This is a genomic window from Mesorhizobium sp. M0898 (assembly GCF_040319695.1).
In the GTDB taxonomy this organism is placed as follows: Bacteria; Pseudomonadota; Alphaproteobacteria; order Rhizobiales; family Rhizobiaceae; genus Mesorhizobium.
The window spans coordinates 1-22,541 of sequence record NZ_JAMYOE010000063.1; the positions used below are offsets into that span (position 1 = coordinate 1).

The 22,541-nt window shown below is 62.1% G+C and carries 17 protein-coding genes, 1 tRNA gene and 2 pseudogenes; 6 read left to right on the top strand and 14 right to left on the bottom strand.

Annotation, left to right across the window (positions count from 1 at the left end; all coding sequences use genetic code 11):
- The coding region (locus NKH90_RS31700; protein WP_352823146.1) for a PIN domain-containing protein at positions 1–162 on the top strand (162 nt) is incomplete at its 5' end.
- A gap of 463 nt (positions 163–625) precedes the next feature.
- Here NKH90_RS31700 and NKH90_RS31705 read toward each other — a convergent pair.
- Positions 626–772: pseudogene (locus NKH90_RS31705) on the bottom strand (IS5/IS1182 family transposase); the annotation flags it as partial.
- A 138-nt stretch (positions 773–910) separates the two neighbouring features.
- On the opposite strand from NKH90_RS31705, the gene NKH90_RS31710 reads away from it, so the two are divergent.
- A complete protein-coding gene (locus tag NKH90_RS31710) occupies positions 911–2,662 on the top strand; it encodes an adenylate/guanylate cyclase domain-containing protein (RefSeq protein WP_352823112.1) in 1,752 nt (583 codons plus the stop codon).
- Between the two features lie 258 nt (positions 2,663–2,920).
- Here the strand turns inward: NKH90_RS31710 and NKH90_RS31715 are convergent, their stop codons facing one another.
- From NKH90_RS31715 to NKH90_RS31725, 3 genes are read right to left on the bottom strand one after another with little or no spacing between them, the layout of a single operon-like run.
- Entirely contained in the window at positions 2,921–3,712 is a 792-nt protein-coding gene (locus tag NKH90_RS31715) for a sugar isomerase domain-containing protein (RefSeq protein ID WP_352823115.1), read from the bottom strand.
- Positions 3,713–3,749: 37 nt separating this feature from the next.
- Positions 3,750–4,520, bottom strand: coding sequence for a GntR family transcriptional regulator (locus NKH90_RS31720; protein ID WP_352823117.1), 771 nt, complete (start codon positions 4,518–4,520; stop codon positions 3,750–3,752).
- Positions 4,517–5,392, bottom strand: coding sequence for an ROK family protein (locus NKH90_RS31725; protein ID WP_352823120.1), 876 nt, complete (start codon positions 5,390–5,392; stop codon positions 4,517–4,519). The genes NKH90_RS31720 and NKH90_RS31725 overlap by 4 nt, the downstream gene beginning before the upstream one ends.
- A gap of 433 nt (positions 5,393–5,825) precedes the next feature.
- On the opposite strand from NKH90_RS31725, the gene NKH90_RS31730 reads away from it, so the two are divergent.
- The 3 genes from NKH90_RS31730 to NKH90_RS31740 are packed head-to-tail and all read left to right on the top strand — an operon-like array spanning position 5,826 to position 8,921.
- A complete protein-coding gene (locus NKH90_RS31730; protein ID WP_352823123.1) occupies positions 5,826–7,118 on the top strand; it encodes an ABC transporter substrate-binding protein in 1,293 nt (430 codons plus the stop codon).
- A 43-nt stretch (positions 7,119–7,161) separates the two neighbouring features.
- Positions 7,162–8,052 carry a carbohydrate ABC transporter permease gene (locus tag NKH90_RS31735; RefSeq protein WP_352823125.1) on the top strand — a complete coding sequence of 297 codons (891 nt, stop codon included), beginning with the start codon at positions 7,162–7,164 and terminating at the stop codon, positions 8,050–8,052.
- Positions 8,049–8,921 (top strand): carbohydrate ABC transporter permease, encoded by an 873-nt coding sequence (locus NKH90_RS31740; protein ID WP_352823127.1) that lies wholly within the window; start codon positions 8,049–8,051, stop codon positions 8,919–8,921. Before NKH90_RS31735 ends, NKH90_RS31740 begins: the two co-directional genes overlap by 4 nt.
- A gap of 360 nt (positions 8,922–9,281) precedes the next feature.
- Here NKH90_RS31740 and NKH90_RS31745 read toward each other — a convergent pair whose 3' ends face one another.
- From NKH90_RS31745 to fdnG, 9 genes and pseudogenes are all read right to left on the bottom strand, one after another.
- The gene (locus NKH90_RS31745; protein ID WP_352823130.1) at positions 9,282–9,590 is read right to left on the bottom strand and encodes a hypothetical protein; all 309 of its coding nucleotides are present in this window, start codon (positions 9,588–9,590) and stop codon (positions 9,282–9,284) included.
- 162 nt (positions 9,591–9,752) lie between these two features.
- Positions 9,753–9,848: transfer RNA gene (locus NKH90_RS31750), tRNA-Sec, on the bottom strand.
- Between the two features lie 123 nt (positions 9,849–9,971).
- Positions 9,972–11,807: pseudogene (gene selB / locus NKH90_RS31755) on the bottom strand (selenocysteine-specific translation elongation factor); the annotation flags it as partial.
- Positions 11,804–12,595 (bottom strand): tetratricopeptide repeat protein, encoded by a 792-nt coding sequence (locus NKH90_RS31760; protein WP_352823132.1) that lies wholly within the window; start codon positions 12,593–12,595, stop codon positions 11,804–11,806. The pseudogene selB and the gene NKH90_RS31760, both read right to left, overlap by 4 nt.
- Complete coding sequence (gene selA, locus NKH90_RS31765; RefSeq protein ID WP_352823134.1) at positions 12,582–14,003, bottom strand: L-seryl-tRNA(Sec) selenium transferase; 1,422 nt, start codon at positions 14,001–14,003, stop codon at positions 12,582–12,584. Before selA ends, NKH90_RS31760 begins: the two co-directional genes overlap by 14 nt.
- Positions 14,004–14,007: 4 nt before the next feature.
- A complete protein-coding gene (gene fdhE, locus NKH90_RS31770; RefSeq protein ID WP_352823136.1) occupies positions 14,008–14,928 on the bottom strand; it encodes a formate dehydrogenase accessory protein FdhE in 921 nt (306 codons plus the stop codon).
- A gap of 114 nt (positions 14,929–15,042) precedes the next feature.
- Positions 15,043–15,741 carry a formate dehydrogenase subunit gamma gene (locus NKH90_RS31775; RefSeq protein WP_352451684.1) on the bottom strand — a complete coding sequence of 233 codons (699 nt, stop codon included), beginning with the start codon at positions 15,739–15,741 and terminating at the stop codon, positions 15,043–15,045.
- Complete coding sequence (gene fdxH, locus NKH90_RS31780; RefSeq protein ID WP_352823138.1) at positions 15,728–16,678, bottom strand: formate dehydrogenase subunit beta; 951 nt, start codon at positions 16,676–16,678, stop codon at positions 15,728–15,730. The genes NKH90_RS31775 and fdxH overlap by 14 nt, the downstream gene beginning before the upstream one ends.
- A gap of 12 nt (positions 16,679–16,690) precedes the next feature.
- Positions 16,691–19,777, bottom strand: coding sequence for a formate dehydrogenase-N subunit alpha (gene fdnG, locus NKH90_RS31785; RefSeq protein WP_352823140.1), 3,087 nt, complete (start codon positions 19,775–19,777; stop codon positions 16,691–16,693).
- Positions 19,778–20,255: 478 nt separating this feature from the next.
- Here fdnG and selD point away from each other — a divergent pair, with 478 nt between their 5' ends.
- Positions 20,256–21,332, top strand: a complete 1,077-nt coding sequence (gene selD, locus NKH90_RS31790; protein ID WP_352823142.1) for a selenide, water dikinase SelD — start codon at positions 20,256–20,258, stop codon at positions 21,330–21,332.
- Between the two features lie 189 nt (positions 21,333–21,521).
- Here the strand turns inward: selD and NKH90_RS31795 are convergent, their stop codons facing one another.
- Positions 21,522–21,713: a DUF6494 family protein gene (locus NKH90_RS31795; RefSeq protein ID WP_352823144.1), complete on the bottom strand. Its 192-nt coding sequence runs from the start codon at positions 21,711–21,713 to the stop codon at positions 21,522–21,524.
- Positions 21,714–22,541: the final 828 nt, after the last annotated feature.

The following is a 22,541-nucleotide window of genomic DNA, read 5'->3' on the forward strand; positions in this document are numbered from 1 at the left end:
ATCGGCGACCGGGCGATCGAAGCCAGCATGAAATACGGCAAAGCAGTCGGGCACAAAGCCGATCTCAATTTCGGCGATTGTTTTGCCTACGCCTGCGCGAAGGCTCATCGGCTTGCCCTGCTTTATAAGGGCAATGACTTTTCACAAACTGATCTGGCGTAGGGCTTTCCGGGCCTTGCATCGCGGCGCGAGAGCCATGCAGACGCTCGGTGTCGTAAGCCGACTATTCCCGCTGATTATGAGCGATGAAAGACGTCGACCATCCGGTTTCGCGAGGTCCGCATCGTTCCCGGTCCGATGCGGTATCTCTGCGATGATGACGCGAGCAAAATCCGCTGTCATTAACGTCTTAAAATGCGCGGATATTCAGCTAGCATCGGAGCTGCCTGTCTCACAAAATCGGCCTAGTGGCCGGATGACATGATGCTGCGTGGGATGCGCGAGCATTACCGGAAATCGAGCTTACCGACATAGTCCAGGTCATTGAGCACGAACCGCTCAAACCAGACGGCTGACGTCGGCTGATCGAGCTGTCCAAAACTGCGGGTCGGTTCTCCAGCCGATTGCGACCTTCTCGGCTCAGGGTGAACAGTGGTAGCGGCGAGGAGGAACTCGTCGCGCGCCTGAGGTTCGCCGCCGATCCATAGGCGCTGTCGGCGGCCAAATACTCCGGCTTCAGGCCGAAGCGGTCCGCGGTCCTGTCAATCCTGGTGCGCGCGGCTCCCACCTCAGCCTGCCGGATCGCGCGGGTCGCCTCGACGTCCAGGGTGACGCGTTGAGCGGTCACTCCGTTCACTACCCAAAGCTGTGCTTCTTCGTCCGTATGCGGAACTGATTGGAGGGTATCTCGCTGGCCACAAACTGCGCGGCATCCGTCCGCAGCTGTGATAGGTTCGGGTATGGGCATGCAATGACCGAAGTACGCAAGCTCGCGGCAATCCTGGTGGCGGACATCGTCGGCTTCAGCCGTCTGACGGCGAGTGACGAGGATCGTACGCTCGCTCGCATCCGCACGCTGCGAAGCGACCTCGTCGACCCGACCATCGCAGTTCATCGGGGTCGGGTCGTGAAGAGCACCGGCGATGGCGTGCTGTCCGAGTTTCGGAGCGGCGTTGACGCGGTCCGCTGCGCTATGGAGCTGCAGGTAGGGATGCTCGAGCGCAATTCCGGATTGCCGGCAGAGCGTCGAATTGAACTGCGCATCGGTATTCATATCGGCGATGTTGTCGAGGAAGCGGATGGCGACCTGATGGGCGATGGCGTCAATATCGCTGCTCGTCTGGAGGGCATGGCGAAGCCAGGAACCATCTGCCTGTCTGAAGATGCCTACCGTCAGGTGCGGAGCCGGCACGACCTCGCGATTTGTGATCTCGGCGAGAGAGTCCTTAAGAACATTGCTGAGCCGATGCATGTTTATGCGCTGGAGGTCGGTACGCCTGCCCGTCGCGAGCCAACTGTCTTAATCGGCGCCACTCCGGCTCCGCTCGCCCTTCTCGACAAGCCGTCCATCGCCGTGCTGCCCTTCATCAACATGAGCGGCGACGCCGAACAGGAGTTCTTTACCGACGGCCTGACAGAGGACATCATCACCGATCTCTCCAATGTACCGGGCTTCTTCGTAATCGCCCGTAACTCCACCTTCGCCTACAAGGGCAAGCCCAGTGATGTCCGTCAGATCGCTCGCGATCTAGGGGTCAAGTACATACTTGAGGGCAGCGCGAGGCGGTCCGTCAAGCGTTTGCGTGTAAATGTGCAGCTGATCAACGCGGCGGAAGGCGGCAATCATGTCTGGGCTGAGCGCTTCGATCGCGAAATCGCCGACATCTTCGACGTTCAGGACGAGGTCACGCGACGCGTTGTTGAAGCGATTTCTGGCAAGCTCAGTGAAAGGAACATTGTTAGCCGTTTTCGACCGTCAAATCTCGAAGCCTATGATCTCTGTGTTAGGTCGCGAGGCAAATGGAACATTTCCAGATCAGACAACAGCGAGGCGCGTTCAGCTTTGGAACGTGCCGTTGCACTCGATCCAAACTACTGTGAAGCGCACAGCAATCTTGCCATCTCACTGCTGTTTGGCTGGATTATTTGGAGAGAACCGCAGGTACCCGACCGCGCAAAGGCTCTGATGCACGCACAACGGGCCGTGGAAATCGATCCCGGCGATTCCAACGTTCGCAGGATCCTGGGCTGCGTTCAGCTTTTTGAGCGCAATTGGGATGAAGCAAAATCTCAATTCGATGCTGCCATTCGGATAAATCCCAACAATGCAGATGCGGTTGCATGGATTGGTGAGCTTCAAATCTACTTGGGCAAGCCGCAAGCGGCGCTGATAGCTTGCGCGGAGGCGCTGCGTTTAAATCCTCGTCCACCCGGTTGGTATTTCTGGATCGTGGGAATGGCGCAGATTTCCACCGGTCAGTACGAAGAAGCGGTCGTGTCCTTGAGCCGGGAAGAAACCTACGGGACAGGTTCGAGGGAGCACCTGATTGCCGCGCTTGCCCTTGGCGGCCGCTTGCCTGAGGCACAGGAGGAAGCCCGCCTATTTCTTGCGGGCAATCCAGGTTGGACGATCGGCGAACTAGTAGCGAACTTGCCATTTAGGAGCATGAGTGCTGCCCAGCCCTTTGTCGATGGCTGGCGTCTGGCGGGCTTGCCGGACTAGGCATATTTCGGCGTTGGTGAAACCCCCGCACGCCACCAGGTGGCGGACGTAGCGGCACCGGCGCGAGTCCGCGAAAGCGCTATCGACCGCTCCATCCCTGCAAGTTGCCGTCTCGGTTCCGGCCGCGGCCGGTCGAAGGATACGCGACGACCTGAAGGTCGGCTGCTGGCGGATTTGTCGAAAACGTCCTCGGCCAAACCATTCAAGCGGCTTGCCTAGAACACTACGTCCTAGTGTTTGGCGTGCCCTCCCCGGTTGTCAGTCGCCGCGCATGGTCGCCTGGAACGTCGGCAGATGCTTCCTTTGTGCCTCGAGCATTTTCTCGCGATAGACGCCATAGATGACGTCGGTGTCGTGCAGTGTGACGCCGGCAATTGTCGGCGAGGCAAAAACCGGCAGTTCGATGCCGCGTTTCGAAAGCGCCTCGGCGGTGCGGGCGATCAGCTCATGCGCCAGGATCATGGCAAGCACGGTCGACGAACCGGAGACCGGCCGGCTCCAGCCCTCGACCGGCACGATGGCATCCTCGATCGGCGAGCAGGTGTCGATGACAAGGTCGGCGGCATCGGCAAGCCGTTTGCCGGAAGAGTGCGTCGCCGGCTTGTCGAGATTGTTCTTGCTGGTTATCGCAACGACGAAGATGCCGCGTTTTTTCGCATAGAGCGCGGTGTCGATGCCGGACGAATTGCGGCCGCTGTGGCCAAAGATGATGATCGAATCGCCTTTGTTCAGCGGCTGGTGATCGAGGAATTTCTCGGCGTATTTCTCGGTCCGCTCCAGCCACAGAAGTTCGCGCACGCCGCCGGCGCCGAGCACGTTATGCCACATGACACGCGGGTCGGTCAGCGGATTGAAGCCGACATAGCTGCCGTAGCGCGGAAACACTTCCTGGACCGGCAACACCGAGTGGCCCGAGCCGTAAAGATGAACCAACCCGCCGCTCTCGAGCGTGTCGGCAAAGCGGCTGGCCGCTTCGCCAAAGGCTTCGGCATTGGCTTCCGAGGCCTGTTCGATGAGGGCGGCAAGGCGAGGTATGTAGAGATCGGACACGTCGGTACTCCTGTTATGGGTCGGCTTCGGTAATGGCTCAGCTTTTTGCGGTTGGCGCGGCGCGACCGGCACGCAGCGTCGAGCGGATTTCGTAGCGGTCGCCGCGCATCACCGAGACGGTGAATTCGAAGGGGCCACGCTCGTCGGTGGTGATGCGCTCGACCACGAAAGCGGGGCTCCCCGCAGGCAGATCGAGCAACTCGGCATCCGCCGTCCCGACCGCGCCAACACGGTAGTTTTCGCGCGCCGCGACCGGCACGATGCCGTAATGGCGTTCCAACGCTTCGTAGAGCGAGCCCTGCAACAGGCCGGCATCGAGAAAGCCGGGCACGCGCGCGGCCGAGAGTTGCGCAGTCTGGATACCGATCGGTTCGTTGTTGCCAAGCCTGAGCCGCCGGATGCGCACCAGCGGGTCGCCCTCTTCGATCTCCAGCGCTCCGGCCGCGGCGGCATTGGCGGTGGTCAGGCTGCAGTCGAGCAAGCGCGAGCCGGCGACCACGCCCATATTGCCCATTTCCTGGGTGAAGCTGGTGAGTTCGCGGGTGCCGGCGACCAGCGTGGTGGAGCGCACGAAGGTGCCACGGCCATGTTCGCGCCTGAGCAGCCCGTGCTCTTCCAGATTGCGCAGCGCGTGGCGCAGCGTGATGCGGCTCACCCCGAACAGGGCGCACAGTCTGTCTTCGGCCGGAATCTGGTCGCCGGTCGCCCAATCGCCACTCTTGACGATGGCGCGGATGGCCTCTTCCACCTGATACCAGAGCGGCTCGGGTCTTCGGCGGTCCGGTTGCTGAAAGCTCACTTGGCTCATCTAATCTGCCTCCACTGTGCTCCGGCGAGACCGGCCAGCGAGGCGCCGACGAGACCGGCGCGGGAGCCGAATTCGCCGGACCGCAGCACGACATCGCGCAGATGCGGCGGCAGCTGACGCCGCAATGCCGCAAGCAGCGGCGGCCCTACCACGTCCAGCGCATCGGCAAGCCCGCCGGAAATCAGGACCGCCTGGGTGTCAAGCAGCGCGACCGCACCCGCCAAGGCAGTGCCCAGCCGGCGCGCCGGCAGCTCCAATGCGTCAAGGGCGGCCGTCTTGCCACCCCGGGCCGCCTCGACCAGCCTGCCGCCATTGGCGAGCCCGATCTGGCGCGCCGCGGCGTCGAATGCCCGCCCGGAAGCGAAGCGCTCCAGCCACCCGCTGCGGTCCTCGCCTTCATCCTCGATGTCGGCGCAGGCCCAGCCGAATGAGCAGGCGCCGCCACGTACGCCGGCGACGATGTGGTTATTGACCAGAACGGCGGAGCCGATACCGGTGCCGATCGTCAGCAGGATGGCATCGGACAGGCCTTTTGCGGCACCTTCGACCGCTTCGGCCAGCATGGCGACCTGCGCGTCATTGCCAACGGCAACGCGCAGACGAGGAAACAAGGCCGCGATGTCGATGCCGTCGAGATAGGGCAGGTTCGGAATCCAGCGGCAGACCGAGCCCTCGACAAGCCCCGGCACCGCTAAGCCAAGTGCCTCGACCGGACCGGCCTCGGCGCGCAAGGCACCGATTCGGGCGACGAAGGCATCAAGACTTGCTGGTGCGGGCTCGCGGCTGAGCATCTCCAGCCAGCGAACATCGCCGGTATGGATAGCGGCGCGCAAGTTGGTGCCGCCAAGATCGATGGCCAGAACGCGTGTCATCGAGAGCGACTCCGACTGGCTGCCGCCCGGTCCTCGAAGCGCCAGCTCCACGACGCCACGGCGCCGTCGACTCTGGTCGGCAGTGCGGTACAGACTCCGGTGCACGCGGCGCGAAAGCCGATCGGGCTGAGCGCAGCGTGTCGATGAACCATGCTCCGTCTCCCATTCGACATCGGCATCCTTTGCAGCGGTTCAGTGTCATTATAACGACATGAATTCGATCGCAAGAGGTTTTGGGGATAGCCAGCAGTGAGAAACAGCTCGAGCCATCGCACTTAAACTACTGTTTATGATTTGTGATCTCCCTTCACAAAACCGGAGTAAGAAAACGCCGCAACGCCGGCAGGAGCTCTCCACGAAGATAGCGCTTGTATCGTTGCTTCGGGTTGTCATAACGTCATGGACATCGCTGTGTGGCTATGCGGAGGGTCGGATGTCTTTGGCTTGGATTTCGAAACTGGCACTTGCTGCAGGGTTGTTGGCCTCGCCCACCATTGGTTGGGCGCAATCGGTCAACATCTCCTATCTGACCCACTGGTCGCCCGAAACGGTCGCTTTGCTGGACGCCGCGGCCAAGGACTACGCCAAGAGCAATCCGGATGTGACCGTCACCGTGCGCGCCGTCCCCTTCGGCGATCTCCTCACGACACTGCGTTCCCAGGGCGGCAGCTCGGACGGGCCGACGATCGGCGGCATCTATGATTTGTGGCTGCCCGAACTGGCGCGAGACAAGCTGGTCGCGCCGGCCCCCGATGCAGTTGCCGGCGAGGTCAAGAGTGCGTGGCCGGCCGGTGTCGTCAGTGCGGCCTCTGTTGGCGCCACGCTTTACGGCATTCCAAACGAGATCGACGTCTACGCGCTGAACTACAACAAGGAGCTGTTCAAACGGGCAGGCATTACAGCCGCGCCGAAGACCTGGTCCGAATTGAAGGATGCGGCCCAGAAGCTGACCAGGAAAGATGCCGGCCAGCAAGGCTTCGGCCTGATCAATTCCTGGGCGGCGGGTGTCGTCCATCCCTTCGCCTCGCTGCTGGTCTCCAATGGCGGCGAGCTGGTCAAGGACGGCAAACCGATGCTCGACAGTCCTCAAGCCGGTGAGACTTTCCAGCTTTACGAGGACCTGATCAACTCCGGCGCCAGCGATCCGGCGATGGCCCCGGCCGACGCCAACACAACCGGCCCCTTCCTCGACAATTTCGTCTCCGGCAAGACCGGCATGATCATCATGGCCAACTGGTGGGAAAGCGCATTGAAGAGCGGCATGGGCGACAAGTTCTCCAATATCGCCACCGCACCCATCCCGGTCGGTCCGAGCGGGGACAAGCCGCACTCGATCTCCTATTCATGGATGACCGTCGTCAGCGCCAATGCCGGTCAGGCCGAACAAAAAGCGGCATGGGATTTCCTGGTGTGGCTAAACAGTCCGAAGTCCGGCAAGAACGGCGCATCGGCAATGTCGGATATTCTGATGTCGATGGGCATCCTGCCGACTCGGACCTCCGACATCGAAGCCCATAAGGACAAGCTCGGTTCCGAGTTCCTGTCCGGCTATGTCAGTGTGCTTGCCGACGCCAAGCCCTTCCCTGTCGTCCCGGGCGGCCAGGAGTTCAGCGAATCGCTGCAGCAGACGCTCGAGGCGTTGCAGTATGGGCAGCTCTCGGCCAAGGATGCGCAGGCGAACGCGCAGGCCGATGCCGTCTCGATCCTGGAGCGTGCCGCCAAATAGCGAAGGCGCTGTTTCGAGAGCCCGACGCTTTGGAAGCAGAGCGATGATCAAGACCTATCGTGCCTCGGCGGGCATCATGCTGGCGCCGGCCGTGACACTGATCGGCGTTTTCATCCTGCTGCCAATGCTGCTCACCATCTGGCTGTCATTCCAGGACTGGTCGACGCAGACGCCTTTTTCCAATGCGAGCTTCATCGGCTTCGACAATTTTCGCGAAATATTCGGGCCGACCTCGGTCGGGCGGGATTTCAAGCGCGCGCTGCTCAACACCGCCATCTACACGGCATGTTCGGTGATCCTCATCCTGCCCCTTTCGGTAGTGTTCGGCTTGATGGTCCACCAGCGCGATGTCGCAGGCGGTACGGCGCTGCGGACCGTGTTGTTTTCCACCTACATGGTGCCGATGATCGCCGTGACGCTGGTCTGGTCGAAGCTCTATTCGCCGAGCGAGGGGCCGCTCAATCAGGTGCTCGGTCTCGCCGGCATCGGCCCGCAACTCTGGTTGTCCTCGCCAAGATCGGCGTTGATCTCGATCGTCGTCCTCAATGTCTGGCAGCAGATCGGCTATTTTACGGTGCTGGCCGTTGCCGGGCTGACCCAGATCCCGGGCAGTCTTTACGAGGCGGCGACGCTTGACGGCGCCAACCGGCGCGAACAGTTCCGCTTCATCACCTTGCCGCTGTTGAGCCGCACGCTCTTGTTCAGCGCCGTCATTGCCATCATCAACGCCGTGCAGGTGTTCGAGCCGGTGGCGCTGATCACCCAAGGCGGGCCGGTCGGCTCGACCAACGTGCTGACCTACCATATCCGCCGAGTCGGCATCGAGCGGGCACAAGGCGGGCTGGGCTCGGCCATGGCAGTGATGCTGATGCTGGCGCTGGTCATCATTGTGTGTGCGCTGTTTGCATTCGCCAACCGGAAGGATGACGAATGAGCGCGCCGGGCCGCTCAGCATCGAGCCGGTTGGCCCGCAAACGCCTGGCGGTCCGCAGAGCGCTGCTTGCCACGCTGATGCTGCTGGTTGCCGTGGCCTCCGCCTTCCCGCTGTTGTGGATGGTGCTCTCCAGCCTGAAAACGCCGGCCGAAACCATGCAGGTGCCGCCGGTGTGGATACCGCGCACGCCGACCCTCGAAGCGTACGAGAACGTGTCCGGCGTCATCAATGTCGGCCGCTCGATGTGGAATTCGCTGGTGATCGCCTCGATCACCACCGCCGGCATTCTGGTCACCAGCATGATGGCTGGCTACGCTTTCGCCAAGCATCACTTTCCCGGCCGCTCACTGCTGTTTTCGGTGCTGATCGCCACCATGTTCCTGCCGCCGATCGTCACGCTGATCCCGCTTTACCGTCTCGTCGGATCAATCGGCCTGAACGCCAGCCTTGCCGGCATCATCGTGCCCAATCTCGCCAATGCGTTCGGCATTTTCCTGATGCGCCAGTTCATAGCCGGCGTGCCCGACGATCTGATCGACGCAGCACGGATGGATGGGGCGTCGGAACTCCTGATCCTGTTCAAGATCGTCGCGCCGAGCGTGGCGCCGGCAATCGCGGCGCTGGCGCTGTTTGCCTTCGTCTATCACTGGAATAGCTATCTCTGGCCGCTGACCGTTCTACAGGGCAATGCACACGAATATCCGATCGTCATCAGCCTTAGTCGCCTGCTCAGCTACAACAGAGGCGCTCTAAACACGGGACTGGTGATGGCTGGCGCGACGCTTGCCGTGCTCCCGCCACTGGTGCTCTTCGTCTTCCTGCAGCGCTTCTTCGTGGATTCGATCGTCGGCTCGGCGGTCAAGGGATAGCGTCGGCGGCGCTGGCTATCTGTTTATCGCGAATCTGATGCGAATGCCTCACAAAGTGAACGTCGGACGTCCGTTGTTGTCACTTACCGAACAAACTCAACCACCTATGTCCTGGTGCATGGTCGGCCAGCTCGCCTTTGCGCGTACATCGCCTGTCAATGCCCAAATGCCACGCACCATTGGCTCAGTTAGCAGGATTCGGCCGGGTTTCGACACCAGAGAGGAAGTGCGAGTGGCCATGCTGCCGCGCTCAGCGGGCCGCCTGCTGATTGCGGCGCCGGTTACCGCATCGAGTCGTCGGTAATAAAGCGACGTTGCGCTCTCTGCTTTCACATCCGGGTATGCCGAAAAGTCCGTCGGTCAAAAGTCGACCAGCGGCGTGTCAACGATCTGGTGCTCGAATAGCAACCAGAACGGCGATCCCCGGGATTCGGAGTACCAATGCTCAAAAATCGCAAGGGCCTCGCCGATATTGGTGGCGGGTTCGTCCTCGGGCAGCTTCGCAGCCTGGAACAACGCAAGCGCAACGGGGCCAAAATGCGTGATCGCTTCCGTGCGCGCCTCGCTGTCCGCATTCCAGCCGAGCCGCAAGCGCAGGACGGCCAAGGCGCTGGCCACGGCGATCTCCTCACTTTCGGCTGAGGCCACGGCGTCCGAGATCGCCTGCATGAGGTTGAGCCGCCTGAAGGCGAAGGCGCGCTCCTGTTCCAGAACCGCGATCTGATTGGCCGCTTGCCGCCTGAAGCTTGCCTCGGTTGTCCTGGCGGTCTCAGCCGTCGTCTTCAGGTCATTCAGAAAGGAAGCCGTCGGGTTCATCTTGGCTCACGAGGATGGCGGAAGAGAGTGGGAGTCGAACCCACCAGAGACCGACTCGCGGCCCCTCCCGGATTTGAAGTCCGGACGCCCCACCGGGGACGACGCTCCTCCAGAAATTTGCGCCATCGGCGGCTCACCCTCGCCTGTCAGGCGGAACAGGTCCAGCCTGCGCCTGTTCAGACGGCGCAAGTCTCCCCGCCGCAGCGTCACGCCGTGCCGATCGAGAAATTCGAGGATATGGATGGCGACCTTGCGTCCGCTGCCCACGCGATCGCGAAATTGAGCAGCGGTGAACTCGCCTGTGGGCATCGACGCAGCGAGGTCGCGCGCGATCTCGACGATCTGCGCCAACGCCTGGCGCTGGAAGAAGTGATCATGAGCGACCTCGTGGACCTTCCCTATGCGGCCGGCAAGCTTCAGAAGCCGCCGGATTTCCGTCTCCGGCGCGGCCAGCACCTCGGCAATATCCCACACTCTCGGCGGATGGAATCGTTCGGGTCCGCCGATGAGGGGCTGGATCTGCAGCCAGAGAGTTTCATCCTTTGCCGTCAGGTGCGCCTCATGACCGGGCAGCCGCACCCAGGCGCCGTCCAAGGCAACTTCTCCAGCGTGCGAAAGGCTCCGCAGAACTGCTATGAACGAGGGGGCCGGCAGACGTGGATCAAGCCCAATACGCAGTCTCTCGATTCCTACGCCCGGCAAATCCGGATTGTCGGCATGGAAGGTCTCCAGGGTCGCGGCCAAGTCGCGCTTGAATCGCAACCAGCGCTCTGGTGACAGCACGAGAAGCATTTCTCCGACGGCAAAACGGACAAGTCCGAGTTGATCGATCAGGCCTTCCGTCTCGCAGTCACTGAGCGCCCTGTCGCGCGCGAAAGCCTTCAGGTCGAAATAGTGGGGCGGCGCATCAAGGAGGGCGGCGGCGGCCAGTTCGGGCGCCAATAGCGCATGGGCATCGAGTTGGACCAGCCGTTCCGGCGCGCGGCGTTTGCGGCTGGGCGCCCGCAGATCGAGAAAATGTCCGCCGCCGATGGTTCGCTGCGCGGAGGTGTCGCGCACCACGTAAACGTCGCCGGCAGCGGCCGCGATCGGACTGTCCAGCACCAATTGAACATTGGCCGTGCCGCCAGGCCCGATCGGTTCGTCTCCGAGGAGTACAATGCGTGCCCCCACCTCCGTCGCGGCATGGTGGAGCCGCACCGGAAACCATTGGCCGATCGGCTTGCATTCACCCGGCAGAACGCGAAGGCTTGCATCGATCCGGTCCGACGGCGCGTGAAGCTTCGGATCGACAATTACGTCGCCGCGCCGGATCGCCTCCTTGAAAACCCTTTCGCCGGTCAGATTGAGCGCGCAGCGGTCTCCCGCCCGACCACGTTCAGCCGGCCGGTTCTGGGCGTGGATCGATCGGACCCGCGCAAGCAATCCCGACGGGCTTACGACCACGTTGTCCCCAGTACCGAGAGAACCCGAAAGCACGGTGCCCGTCACGACGGTGCCCACGCCGCGCAGCGTGAACGAGCGATCCACCGCTAACCGAAAACGGCCCGAAACTGCACGCCGGACAAGATGAGACGCCTCCTCGAACAAGAGATACCTGAGTTCATCGATACCTTCGCCTGTAACGACCGAGACGGGAATCAGGCGGGCCTCGGCAAGCATCGTCCCGGCAAGCACCGAGCGGATATCGTTCGCCACCGCAGTGCGGCGCTCTGGATCGGCCAGGTCGCATTTCGTGAGCAGGACGGCGCCGCGCTTGACACCGAGCAGATCGACGATGGCGAGATGCTCCCGGGTTTGCGGCATGACGCCGTCGTCGGCGGCCACCACGAGCAACACGAAGTCGATGCCGCTGGCGCCGGCGAGCATCGTGTGTACGAAACGCTCGTGCCCGGGAACATCCACGAAACCGATGCTATCCCCGCCCGGCACCGGGAAATAGGCGAAGCCGAGATCGATCGTCATGCCGCGTGTCTTTTCCTCCTGCAAACGATCGGTGCCTATACCGGTCAGCGCATACACCAGAGCAGTTTTGCCATGGTCGACATGTCCCGCCGTGCCAACGATCATGATGATGCGGCCTCCGGCCACGGCGCGGCGGCGCGACGCTCGGCCTCGGCGGCATCGCCCGCGCTCAATTCGGCCCGCACCGCAGCCAGATAGCGGCTGGCAAGGGCGCTGCCGCCTGCCTGGGCGCGCAGGAGCCAAACCAGCGCCTCGACCGCGTCAGCCGGCACGCCCGTGCCAAGATGACAGGCGGCACCGAGCATTGCCTGCCCTTCGGCGTCTCCTCGCACGGCAGCACGGCGCCACCAGCGGACAGCCTCGTCCGGATCGCGCGGCACGCCGAGCGCATTGTGATAAAGCATGCCGATCCGGGTCATCGCGGATGCGATGCCTTGATCGCCCGCGGCAAGCGCCCAACGTCGCGCCTCGCCGACATCGGGAACCATCACTTCGCCCTCCAGCAGCATCCAGCTCAGCATATCCTGCGCCGGTCCGTCGCCAGTTTCCGCTGCGGCCCGATAGAGCTCGGCCGCCCGGCGAAAGTCCTGCTCGACTCCTTCGCCGCGGAAATAGAGCGACGCCAAGTTCCTTTGTCCGACAGGATCCCCTGCCTCGGCGGCGAGCGCCAGCCAGCGAAAGGCCATTTCCGCATCACGCTCGACGCCGAGCCCTTCGGCGAAGCAGGCGCCGATATTGTTCTGAGCGCGGGCAACGCCCCGGTGAGCCAGCGGCTCCCATATGGAGAGAGCCACGGCGTGGTCACCTCGCCGCGCGGCTTCGAGGGCCTCGGTCATGCGTGCGGCCACAGGCGTCTCGGCTGGGCGGCGCGCAAGGCGGTCAAGCCAGCGCATCGGTTCCTCCCGGATTTAAGCCGGCCAGATTGGCGACGAAGTTCGCCTCGTCTTCCAGGCAGCGGAAATCGAGCACGAGCGCCTGGTTTTCGATGCGCCCGATCACGGGGACGTCCAGCCCACGCAGCGCAGCCGCAAGCGCTACGAGCGACCGGCCGCTCCCTGAGCGCGGCTTGAGTGCAAGCCCGGCGCTTGGCATAGTTTCGAGCGGTAGCGCGCCGGATCCGACTTGGCTCCGGCACTCCACCGTGTTGACCGCAAAGGCTTCGCCCACGGCGTCAGCAACCAGGGGAGCAAGGCGCTTTGCCTGCGCTGCAATCTCCCTCACCGAGCGCGAGAGCAGCCTTAGCGTCGGCAGGCGCTCGGCCAGGCGGTCGGGGTCGCGGTAGAGCTTCAACGTCGCCTCGAGCGCTGCCAAACGAAGCTTGTCGACCCTGAGCGCCCGCTTCATCGGGTTGCGGCGGATCGCTGCGAGCAGGTCCCTGCGGCCGACGATGAACCCCGCCTGCGGACCGCCAAGCAGCTTGTCGCCGGAGAATGTGACGAGATCGGCGCCGTCGGCGACCGCCTCGCGCACGGTCGGCTCGCGCCCAAGGCCGTAGCGGGCTAGATCGACCAGCGTGCCCGAACCGAGATCATGGATCAGCGGTATCCCATGCGCCTTGGCGATTGAAGCGAGCTCGGGTGCCCGGATCTCGGCCGTGAATCCTTCGATCCGGTAGTTCGATGTGTGCACCTTGAGGATGAGCCCGGTCTCCGGGCCGATCGCCGCGACATAGTCTTTGCGATGCGTGCGGTTGGTGGTGCCGACCTCGACAAGCCTGGCGCCAGCGCGCGTCATGATCTCGGGCATCCGGAAAGAGCCGCCGATCTCGATCAACTCGCCTCGCGAAACGATCGCTTCGCGACCGAGCGCCAGCGTGTTGAGGACGAGAAGGACGGCAGCCGCGTTGTTGTTGACGACGGTTGCATCCTCGGCTCCGGTCAGCTCGCAAACGAGCGATCGAAGATGATCGTCCCGTTCGCCGCGCTCGCCTTTGTCGACATCGAATTCGAGAGCCACCGCTTCGCGCATCGCCAGCCGAACAGCCTCGACCGCCTCTTTCGCGAGGAGGGCTCGTCCGAGATTGGTATGCAGCACCGTTCCGGTCAGGTTGAAAACGGGGCGCAGGGAAGAGCGTTCGCCGTCCCTGAGTTGCACGAGCGCGTCGCCGGCAAGATCGTTTGCCTCCGGCACGACGGCTCCGGCAATGCGGGAGGCCATTCGTGCATCGGCGACGGCTCGGCGAATGGCCTCCGTCGCGGCCTGCCGTCCGAAGCGCTCTATTGCGGCCGCCGCCAGCGGGGTCCTCAGCACTTGGTCGACCGACGGAAGATTGCGCAAAGGGTTTGCGGATGAAGGGGTCATCGTATCAATAGCCAACAAGGAACGGATTGAACGATCCGCGGCGATGGCCACCCTCGCGGACGAGCAGGTCGAGGCCGAGCGTCGCCACGTCGTCGGCGACCGGATCGAGAGCCGGATCCTTGTGCTGGTACAGGATCTTTACATAGCAGCCGCATGCATCGCAGGTCTCGGCCTTGACCGTGCCAGGGCCTCCCTCGATTTCCTGATAGCCTATCCCCTTGGTCGAGCCGCACAGCGTACATTTGACACGGACGTGGTTCCACAATGTTCCACACAGCGCGCAGGCGCAGAACCGCGCCCCGTGTGCGCCGTGCCAACCGACGATGATCGAGGATACGGGCGGCCCACCGCAGGCCGGACAGGCGCCGTCGGCAACCGGAACCAGCGTCGAGCTGTCGAGACATGCCGCGAGGCGGGCGAAGTGAACCTGCAGCGCGGCCGCGACATAGACATGCTCGGCAAGCGCGTTCATTGGGATCGCATCGGTGAGCACATTGCGCACCATGGATTCGACCCCGGACGCATCGATATTCGCCAGCCCGTCCAAGGCGGCTGCGGCCGCCTCGGGTTTTTCGATCGTGGCTGCCACTTCGAACAGGCGGCCGAGCGTCATTCCAAGGGCAGCATCCGAAGTGAATTGGCTGCGATCGAGCGGCGGCATACCGAAGGTTCGTGCGCGCTCGCGCGCCTCCGCGGTCGGCAATTTGACATCCGGCAAGCCGTCCTGGATGCGGTGCTGCGCATCCGTCAGTGCAGAGAGGAAGCGGAGATAGGGGCCGAGCTGGTGGTCATCCACCAACACATTCAATCGCTCGGAGCGGCGAATGAACAAGGTCCGCGGATCAGGCAGGCGCGCAAAGGGTGGGGCCGAGACCTCGCCGATTACAGTCGGGTCAGGGCGTGACGGATCTTGTTGCCTTGGCATTTCAACCTCACGAACCTCACGGGCCACGTGGTCGGCTTGATACTGCTCCAGAGCAATTCCACGAAAAGTGTATAACGGTTTTCCGTCCGGAATTGCGTAAAAACAAATACTCGCTCATTCGGCAGGATTCGATCCCGAACGTCCGTCCGGTTTGCCTGCGATCAGTTCACGCAGCCATTTGCGATGATGCCGCCAAGCCCAGCCGCCGGTCACCCGTCCGCGCGTCATGGCGGGTATGGTGCCGCGTACCCAGATGGCCGAGTAGAAATGGATAATCCAGACGCCGATGATCGCCACGGCAGCGATCGAATGGACAAGCAGCGCCACCCGCTGCTGCCCGATCGTGGTGTAAGCGGCGAAATATTGTTGCCAGATGACGATGCCGCTCGAAATCAGGATGATGATGAGGATCGACATTGACCAGAAGACGAGCTTCTGGCCGGCATTGTACTTGCCAACGTCGGGGACGTTGTCCTCGTGATTGGACAATACGTCACGGAAACGGGCGAGCCACGTTCCGTCCTCGGGCCTCCACAAATTGGCCTTCCAGAACCGAAGGAAAAGCCCAAGGAAGCTGAAGAAGAGCAAGACGCCGATCCATGGGTGAATGAAGCGCGTGAACTGACCGCCGCCAAACAGCCCCGAGAGGAAGAACAGGCTCGGGTGAAACATGGCAAGGCCGGACAAGGCGAGCAGGATCAGGCTGGCCGCCGTGATCCAATGGTTGATCCGCGCGCTCACCGTGTAGCGGTCCACGATGACTGGCTTGCCGGGATGTACCTGCTCGTTCGGCTTCACGTCATATGCGGCCATCGTTGTCGCCTTCCGTCAGCTCTTCGGCATGCTCCTCATCCGTCTCGGAGACCCTGTTCGGTCCCATCACCAGATGGTGAAGCAGGCCGACGCCGGCCGCCACGCCGAGAATGGTGAGGCCGGCATATTTGGTCACGCCCTTCCACGCCTCCACGAGCGGACTGATCTTCGGCTCCTTCGGCAGACCAGAATAGAGTTCCGGCTGGTCGGCATGGTGCAGCACATACATCACATGCGTCCCTCCGACGCCGGGCGGATCGTAGAGGCCGGCATTCGAATAGCCGCGCGATTTCAGGTCCTTGATGCGGCCGTCGGCGTGCTGTTTCATCTCGTCTTTCGTACCGAACACGATCGCCTGGGTCGGGCAGGCCTTGGCGCAGGCTGGTCCCTGGCCGACAGCCACGCGGTCGGAACAGAGCGTGCATTTGTAGGCCGTGTGATCGACTTTGGAGATGCGCGGAATGTTGAACGGGCAACCCTTGATGCAATAGCCGCAGCCGATGCAGTTCTCATGGACGAAATCGACGATGCCGTTCGAATACTGCACTATGGCGCCTGGCGCCGGACAAGCCTTGAGGCAGCCCGGGTCAGCGCAATGCATACAGCCATCCTTGCGGATCAGCCATTCGAGTTCGTTTGTCTCGGGATTGTCCCATTCGCTGTAGCGCATCAGCGTGAACATGTCCGGCGTCAGATCGGCAGGATTCTCATAGACGCCGGTATTGAAGCCGATCTCCGGATGCGTGTCGTTCCACTCGATGCAGGCCGTCTGGCACGCCTTGCAGCCGATGCATTTCGAAACATCGATGAGCTTGGCGACTTCCGTCAATTGCTGCTCGGGCGCGGGAACGGTCGAGGCAGAGCGGCGGATGAGGTCCTTGTCGGAAAATCGCGGTGCGGTATCCGTCGTCGAAGGATTTGGAAGTGGAGGAAACATCGCTTACTCCTCCTACGCTGCCGGCCCGGCGATGGGCTCGATATTGACAAGGAACGCCTTGTATTCCGGCGTCTCGATGTTGGCGTCGCCGACAAAGGGGGTGAGCATGTTCGGGCCAAAGCCTTTCTTCGCCGCTCCCGTGAAGCCCCAATGCAATGGTATTCCGACGATGTGGACGGTCTTGCCATCGCAGGTGAGCGGCCTGATCCGCTTGGTCACCATGGCCTTCGCCACAACGGAACCGCGCTTCGACCAGACGCGCACCCAGCCGCCTTTGGTGATGCCCTTCTCGGCCGCAAGCTGTTCCGAAATTTCCACGAAAAACTCCGGCTGCATCGCCGCATTGGTGATGACGTGCTTGGTCCAGAAGTGGAAATGCTCGGTCAGCCGGTAGGAGGTCGCCGCGTAGGGGAACTCCTGCGAAGCCGATTCCGCGAACTGGGCCATATCGCCTTCGAACACCCGCGCTGCGGGGTTGCCGCGAACTTTGGGAGCTATCGGGTTCGCGATGGGCGACTCGAATGGCTCGTAATGCGCAGGGAATGGTCCGTCGCGCATCATGCCCCGGGTGAAGAGGCGCGAGACGCCTTCCGGATTCATGATGAACGGGCCTACTTGATCAGGCTTTGCCGTTGGCAAGATGTCGGGGACATCGTAGCCCGACCATTTCGTGCCGTCCCATTCAATCACCTTGCGGCTTGGATCCCAAGGCTTTCCGGTGAGGTCAGCCGACGCCCTGTTGTAGAGAATGCGGCGGTTGGCGGGCCATGAGAACGCCCATTTGGAATAGGCGCCGGTTTCGTCAGGATCGGTGGTGTCCCGCCTGGCCATGTTGTTGCCGTTTTCGTTGAAGCAGCCGGAATAGATCCAGCAGCCGCAGGAGGTGGAGCCGTCGTCGCGCAGCGCGGCGAAGCCCGGCAAGAGCTTTCCGGCCTCGGCCAGCACCTTTGTCGGGTCGGCCGTGTCGGTTACCCTGGCGAGCGCCCTACCATTGATCTCCTGGGCAAGCTCCTCGGCCTTCGGATCGCCGGGGTCGGCATAAGGCCAGTTGAGCTTGACGATCGGATCCGCGAAGGCGCCACCTTCCTTGGTGTAGAGCTCCTTCAGGCGCAGATAGAGCTGCGCCATGATCCAGGTATCGCGTTTGGCCTCGCCGGGGGGCGTGCCGCCGGCCCAATGCCACTGCAGCCAGCGCCCCGAATTGACCAGCGAGCCGTCGTCCTCAGCGAAGCAGGTGGAGGGAAGCTGGTAGACTTCCGTCTGAATCTGCGACGGATCGACATCGTTGTACGGCCCGTGGTTCTCCCAGAACCGGCCCGTCTCCGTGTCCAACGGATCCATGATGACGAGGTATTTGAGCTTCGAGAGGGACTCGATCACCTTCTTCTTGTTCGGAGCTGCCTGTAGCGGGTTGAAGCCCTGGCAGAAATAGCCGTTCATCTTGCCCTGGTGCATCAACTCGAAAGCCCGCAGCAGATCGTAGCCCGGCAGGTCGAGCTTCGGCAGGTAGTCATAGGCGAAGCCGTTCTCCGGCGTTGCCGCGTTGCCCCACATTGACTTCTGGAAGCTTACGAAGAACTTCCTGTAGTTCTGCCAGTAGCTCATCTGGTTCGGCCGGAGCGGCTTGAAGCCCCGGGTCGACATGTAGGCTGCCAGATCGACCTCCTTCTCAGTCGGCAGCGTCAGATAACCGGGCAGCAGGTTCGACATCAGCCCGAGGTCGGTCAGCCCCTGGATGTTGGAGTGACCGCGAAGCGCGTTCATGCCGCCGCCGCGTATACCGATATTGCCGAGAACAAGCTGCAGCATCGCCATGGCGCGGATGTTCTGCGAGCCCTTCGAGTGCTGGGTCCAGCCGAGCGCGTACATCGAGGTCATCGCCTTGGTCTGAGCCGATGTCTCGGCGACCATCGCGGCCACCTTCAGGAACCGGTCCTTCGGTGTGCCGCAGATGCGCTCGACCATCTCCGGCGTGTAGACCGCGACATGCTTCTTGAGCAGATTCCAGACGCAGCGGGGATTGGCCAATGTCGCGTCGACAACGGCAAAGCCGTCCGTGCCTATGTCATAGTCCCAACTGGACTTGTCATAGTCTCGCTTCGCCTCGTTATAGCCGGAGAAGAGGCCGTCCTGATAGGTGAAGCCCTCCTTGACGACATATGTCGCGTTGGTGAAGGCCTTCAGATAGTCCCATTGCACCTTATCGTTCTGGATGCAGTAGTTGATCAGCCCGAGCAGGAAGGCGATGTCCGTTCCCTGGCGGATCGGCGCGTAAAGATCCGACACCGAAGCCGAGCGCGTAAAGCGCGGGTCGATGACGATGAGCTTGGCGCCGCGGTTGGCCTTCGCCTCTGTGACCCATTTGAAGCCGCAAGGATGCGCTTCCGCGGCATTGCCGCCCATGATGACGACGAGATCCGTGTTCTTGATGTCGGTCCAGGAATTGGTCATTGCGCCGCGGCCGAATGTTGGGGCGAGACTCGCCACCGTCGGGCCGTGTCAGACACGTGCCTGGTTGTCGAACACCAGCATGCCCGCGCTGCGGACCACCTTGTAGGTCGCGAACGCGGTTTCATTGGTCGAAGCCGAGGCGGCGAGGAAGCCGGTGGTGATCCACCGGTTGACCGTCACGCCGTCATTGTTCGTCGCGACGAAGTTCTTGTCGCGATCGTCCTTCATCAGGCGGGCGATGCGGCCGAGCGCGTCTTCCCAGCTTATCGGCTCGAACTTGTCCGAGCCCGGTTTGCGGATCATCGGATGTTGCAGACGGGTCGGCGACTTGACAAATCCGAGCAGGGCCGACCCTTTGGGGCACAAGGTGCCGCGATTGGTCGGATGATCAGTGTCACCCTCGATATGGGTTATCTCGGCCGGCTCGCCCTTTCTGAGATCGCCCTTCGAATACAAGATTATGCCGCAAGCCACCGAGCAGTATGGACAGGTGTTGCGTGTTTCGGTGGTGTTCGCGAGCTTGAAGGGCCGTATAGCCGCCGCGTGTGCGGCCTCGCTATCGCCGAAGCCGAGGGCTCCAAGCGTAGTACCGGCGAGACCCGCGCCTGCTGTTTGCAGGAACGCGCGTCGAGAAAGATCGATGTTCATGGGTTCCTCCCGAAGCCGGTGCCCCACAAGGCAACTCGAACCAACGGTTTAATCCGAGTAACTAGTCTCGGACCAAATAAAATCAATGCCAAAGAACCAGGTGCGTACGGTGCAGCAAAAGTGCCCCTCCGAACCGCCTTTCTGCAACAGGTTTGTGCCCCAAATCGGCATTGTGTATTATTGTTGAATATTCTCGTCATCTTTTCGTGACCGCGACTGCGATTGACGAAAACGAACGCATTACCGTACAGTAAAGCGTGGTGATGAAACAGCTCCCGCGGGTCGGGGCGCCTTTCGATCGATACCCAATGACGGCGATGCCTCGCACGCCGGATACGGTCCTTGCCTTTCCCAACTTAATGAAATCCGCTGAGAGCAAGCGTGCTCCAAACGCGCCGTGCGTTGGCGCGATCGTATTTTCCATTCCGGTTGACCTTGATCCCTACTAAAGCGTGCCAGCAGAGGAGGCTCGACGACTATGGCAATCGCCCTCTCGCCCGACATAACCGATGCGCCCGTTGTGCGCCTGACCAGCCTCGCCCATGGCGGCGGTTGCGGCTGTAAGCTGGCACCGTCAGTGCTGCAGCAGCTTCTCGCTAATCCGGCGGCTGCCAGTCCCTATCATCAGCTTCTCGTCGGCACGGAGACCGGCGACGATGCGGCAGTCTGGCAACTCGACGGCGCGACTTGCGTCATCGCGACCACCGACTTCTTCATGCCTATGGTAGATGACCCCTACGATTTCGGCCGGATTGCCGCAACCAACGCCCTGTCCGATATCTATGCGATGGGTGGCCGGCCGATCATGGCGCTGGCGATCCTCGGGATGCCTCTCGACAATATCCCGATGCTCATGGTCCGCGAAATCCTGAAAGGTGGCGAAGCTGTCTGCGCCGACGCCGGAATCCCGGTTGCAGGTGGCCACTCGATCGACTCGCCGGAGCCGATTTATGGCCTCGCAGTCATCGGCACATGCCGGCCCGGCGATATCCGACGCAATTCTGACGCCAAGCCGGGTGACGCCTTGATCCTGACGAAGGGGCTCGGCGTCGGCATCTATTCCGCCGCCATCAAGAAGCAGGCGCTTTCCGAGAGCGGCTATCGCGAAATGATCGCCTCCACCACCCTTCTCAACCGGATCGGATCGGAGCTGGCGCAGGACGCGAACATCCACGCCGTCACCGACGTGACCGGATTTGGCTTGCTCGGACATGCCCTCGAGATGGCACGCGGTTCCGGGTGCACGCTGATAATTTGCAGCCACGACGTGCCGCTCTTTTCCGAAGCTGCCTCGCTCGCAGTCGACGGCCACGTTACCGGCGCATCGCGGCGCAACTGGGCGAGCTATGGCGACGCGGTAAGCTTACCTCCCGGCATGCCCGAGTGGCGACGCCATCTTCTCACGGATCCACAGACTTCGGGCGGGTTGCTGGTTGCTTGCGAGACCGACCGCGCAGCGGCGCTCGTCCAGAGGATCGTCGCGGACGGCTATCCTTTGGCTCGCATCATCGGCCATGCCAGGCCCGGCGCGCCGACAATAGTAGTAGAAGCCTGAACGGCCGCTCCGCTTCCCCGCCAGATGACGGGGCGCGCCCTCCGGTCCGCGACACTCCACCTCCTGCCACCACTGGATCGGCAGGCAAAGACGCCGCCTGCCCTGTCCACGCTGGATTGGCAGCGGACGCTGATCCGTCTCGACCGCTTTCGGCCGCGTCGGCCGTTTCGCTAGATCGCTTCGCCCGGCTTATGGAAGTTCGATCTCGCCGTCCACCACGTGGTTGAGGCCGGTGCCTTCCGCCGTCAGCGTCATGCGGACCTTCAGCTTCTTGCCGCCGATTTGCCCTTCGCGCACCGTCTCCTCGATCTTGCGCTGGGAGGTGACGCCGACTTGCTTCAGGAACTTGCGGATCGACATGTTGACGGCGTCTTCGCTCATGGCGGAACTCCTCTGTGTCCGGAAGGGATTGTAAGGGAAGGCAAGGGATCAAGGAAGCAGGACGGTGACGCACGGTTTTATTGAAATAGACCTCGAGCCGGGAGGAGACGTCGGGTCTTTAACTTGATCGACCCCTGGCAGGAGGAGTGGAACCGATCGACGTCTTGCGCAGAAGGAGCACTATGACGGCCATCTCGGCCTCGATCTGACCGATCAGGAAAAGAGTGATCTGATCGAGTACGTCAAATCGATCTGATCAGCACTCGGCGCTTCTTTGGATTGGATTGGGAGGAAAGTTCATTAAAGAAGATCGTGGTGAGATAAATTGCGGGTCGGCACAACGTGAGCCAGGCCAAGCGCTGTCTCGCCGGAAATTTCTTAGGGTGTCGACGGCCGGCGCGGCGATTTGCCGGTGCAGGTGGGCTTGCTTCCTGCATGACAGGTCAGCCTGCGGCGCGCGGCGCCGAAACAACCCCAAAACCTGTGGTGCTTTATTAGGATGTTCCAAACAAAGGTCGCCGCTGCGCCGGGTGTACCCGTTTCCTGAAGCCGAATGCATCCGAGATTGTCGCGGGTGAAATCAGCCCCGATGGTTGGTGCCGCTTTTACAAAGCACGGCCTGCCTGATCGGCAGAAACCAGCGGAGACTTTCGTTGTCTGCTGCGCTGCGGGTGATGGCCTGCAGGCATCGCGTCGAGGATGTCGGGTCACATCAGGCATTCGACAAGTCCGGAGTCAGAGCCGAAGTGATCGACAACTTTCCAACGTTTTCCTTCGCGATTGACCCATCCTGGTCAAACACCCCAAACCGGCGGCTGCATCACCGTT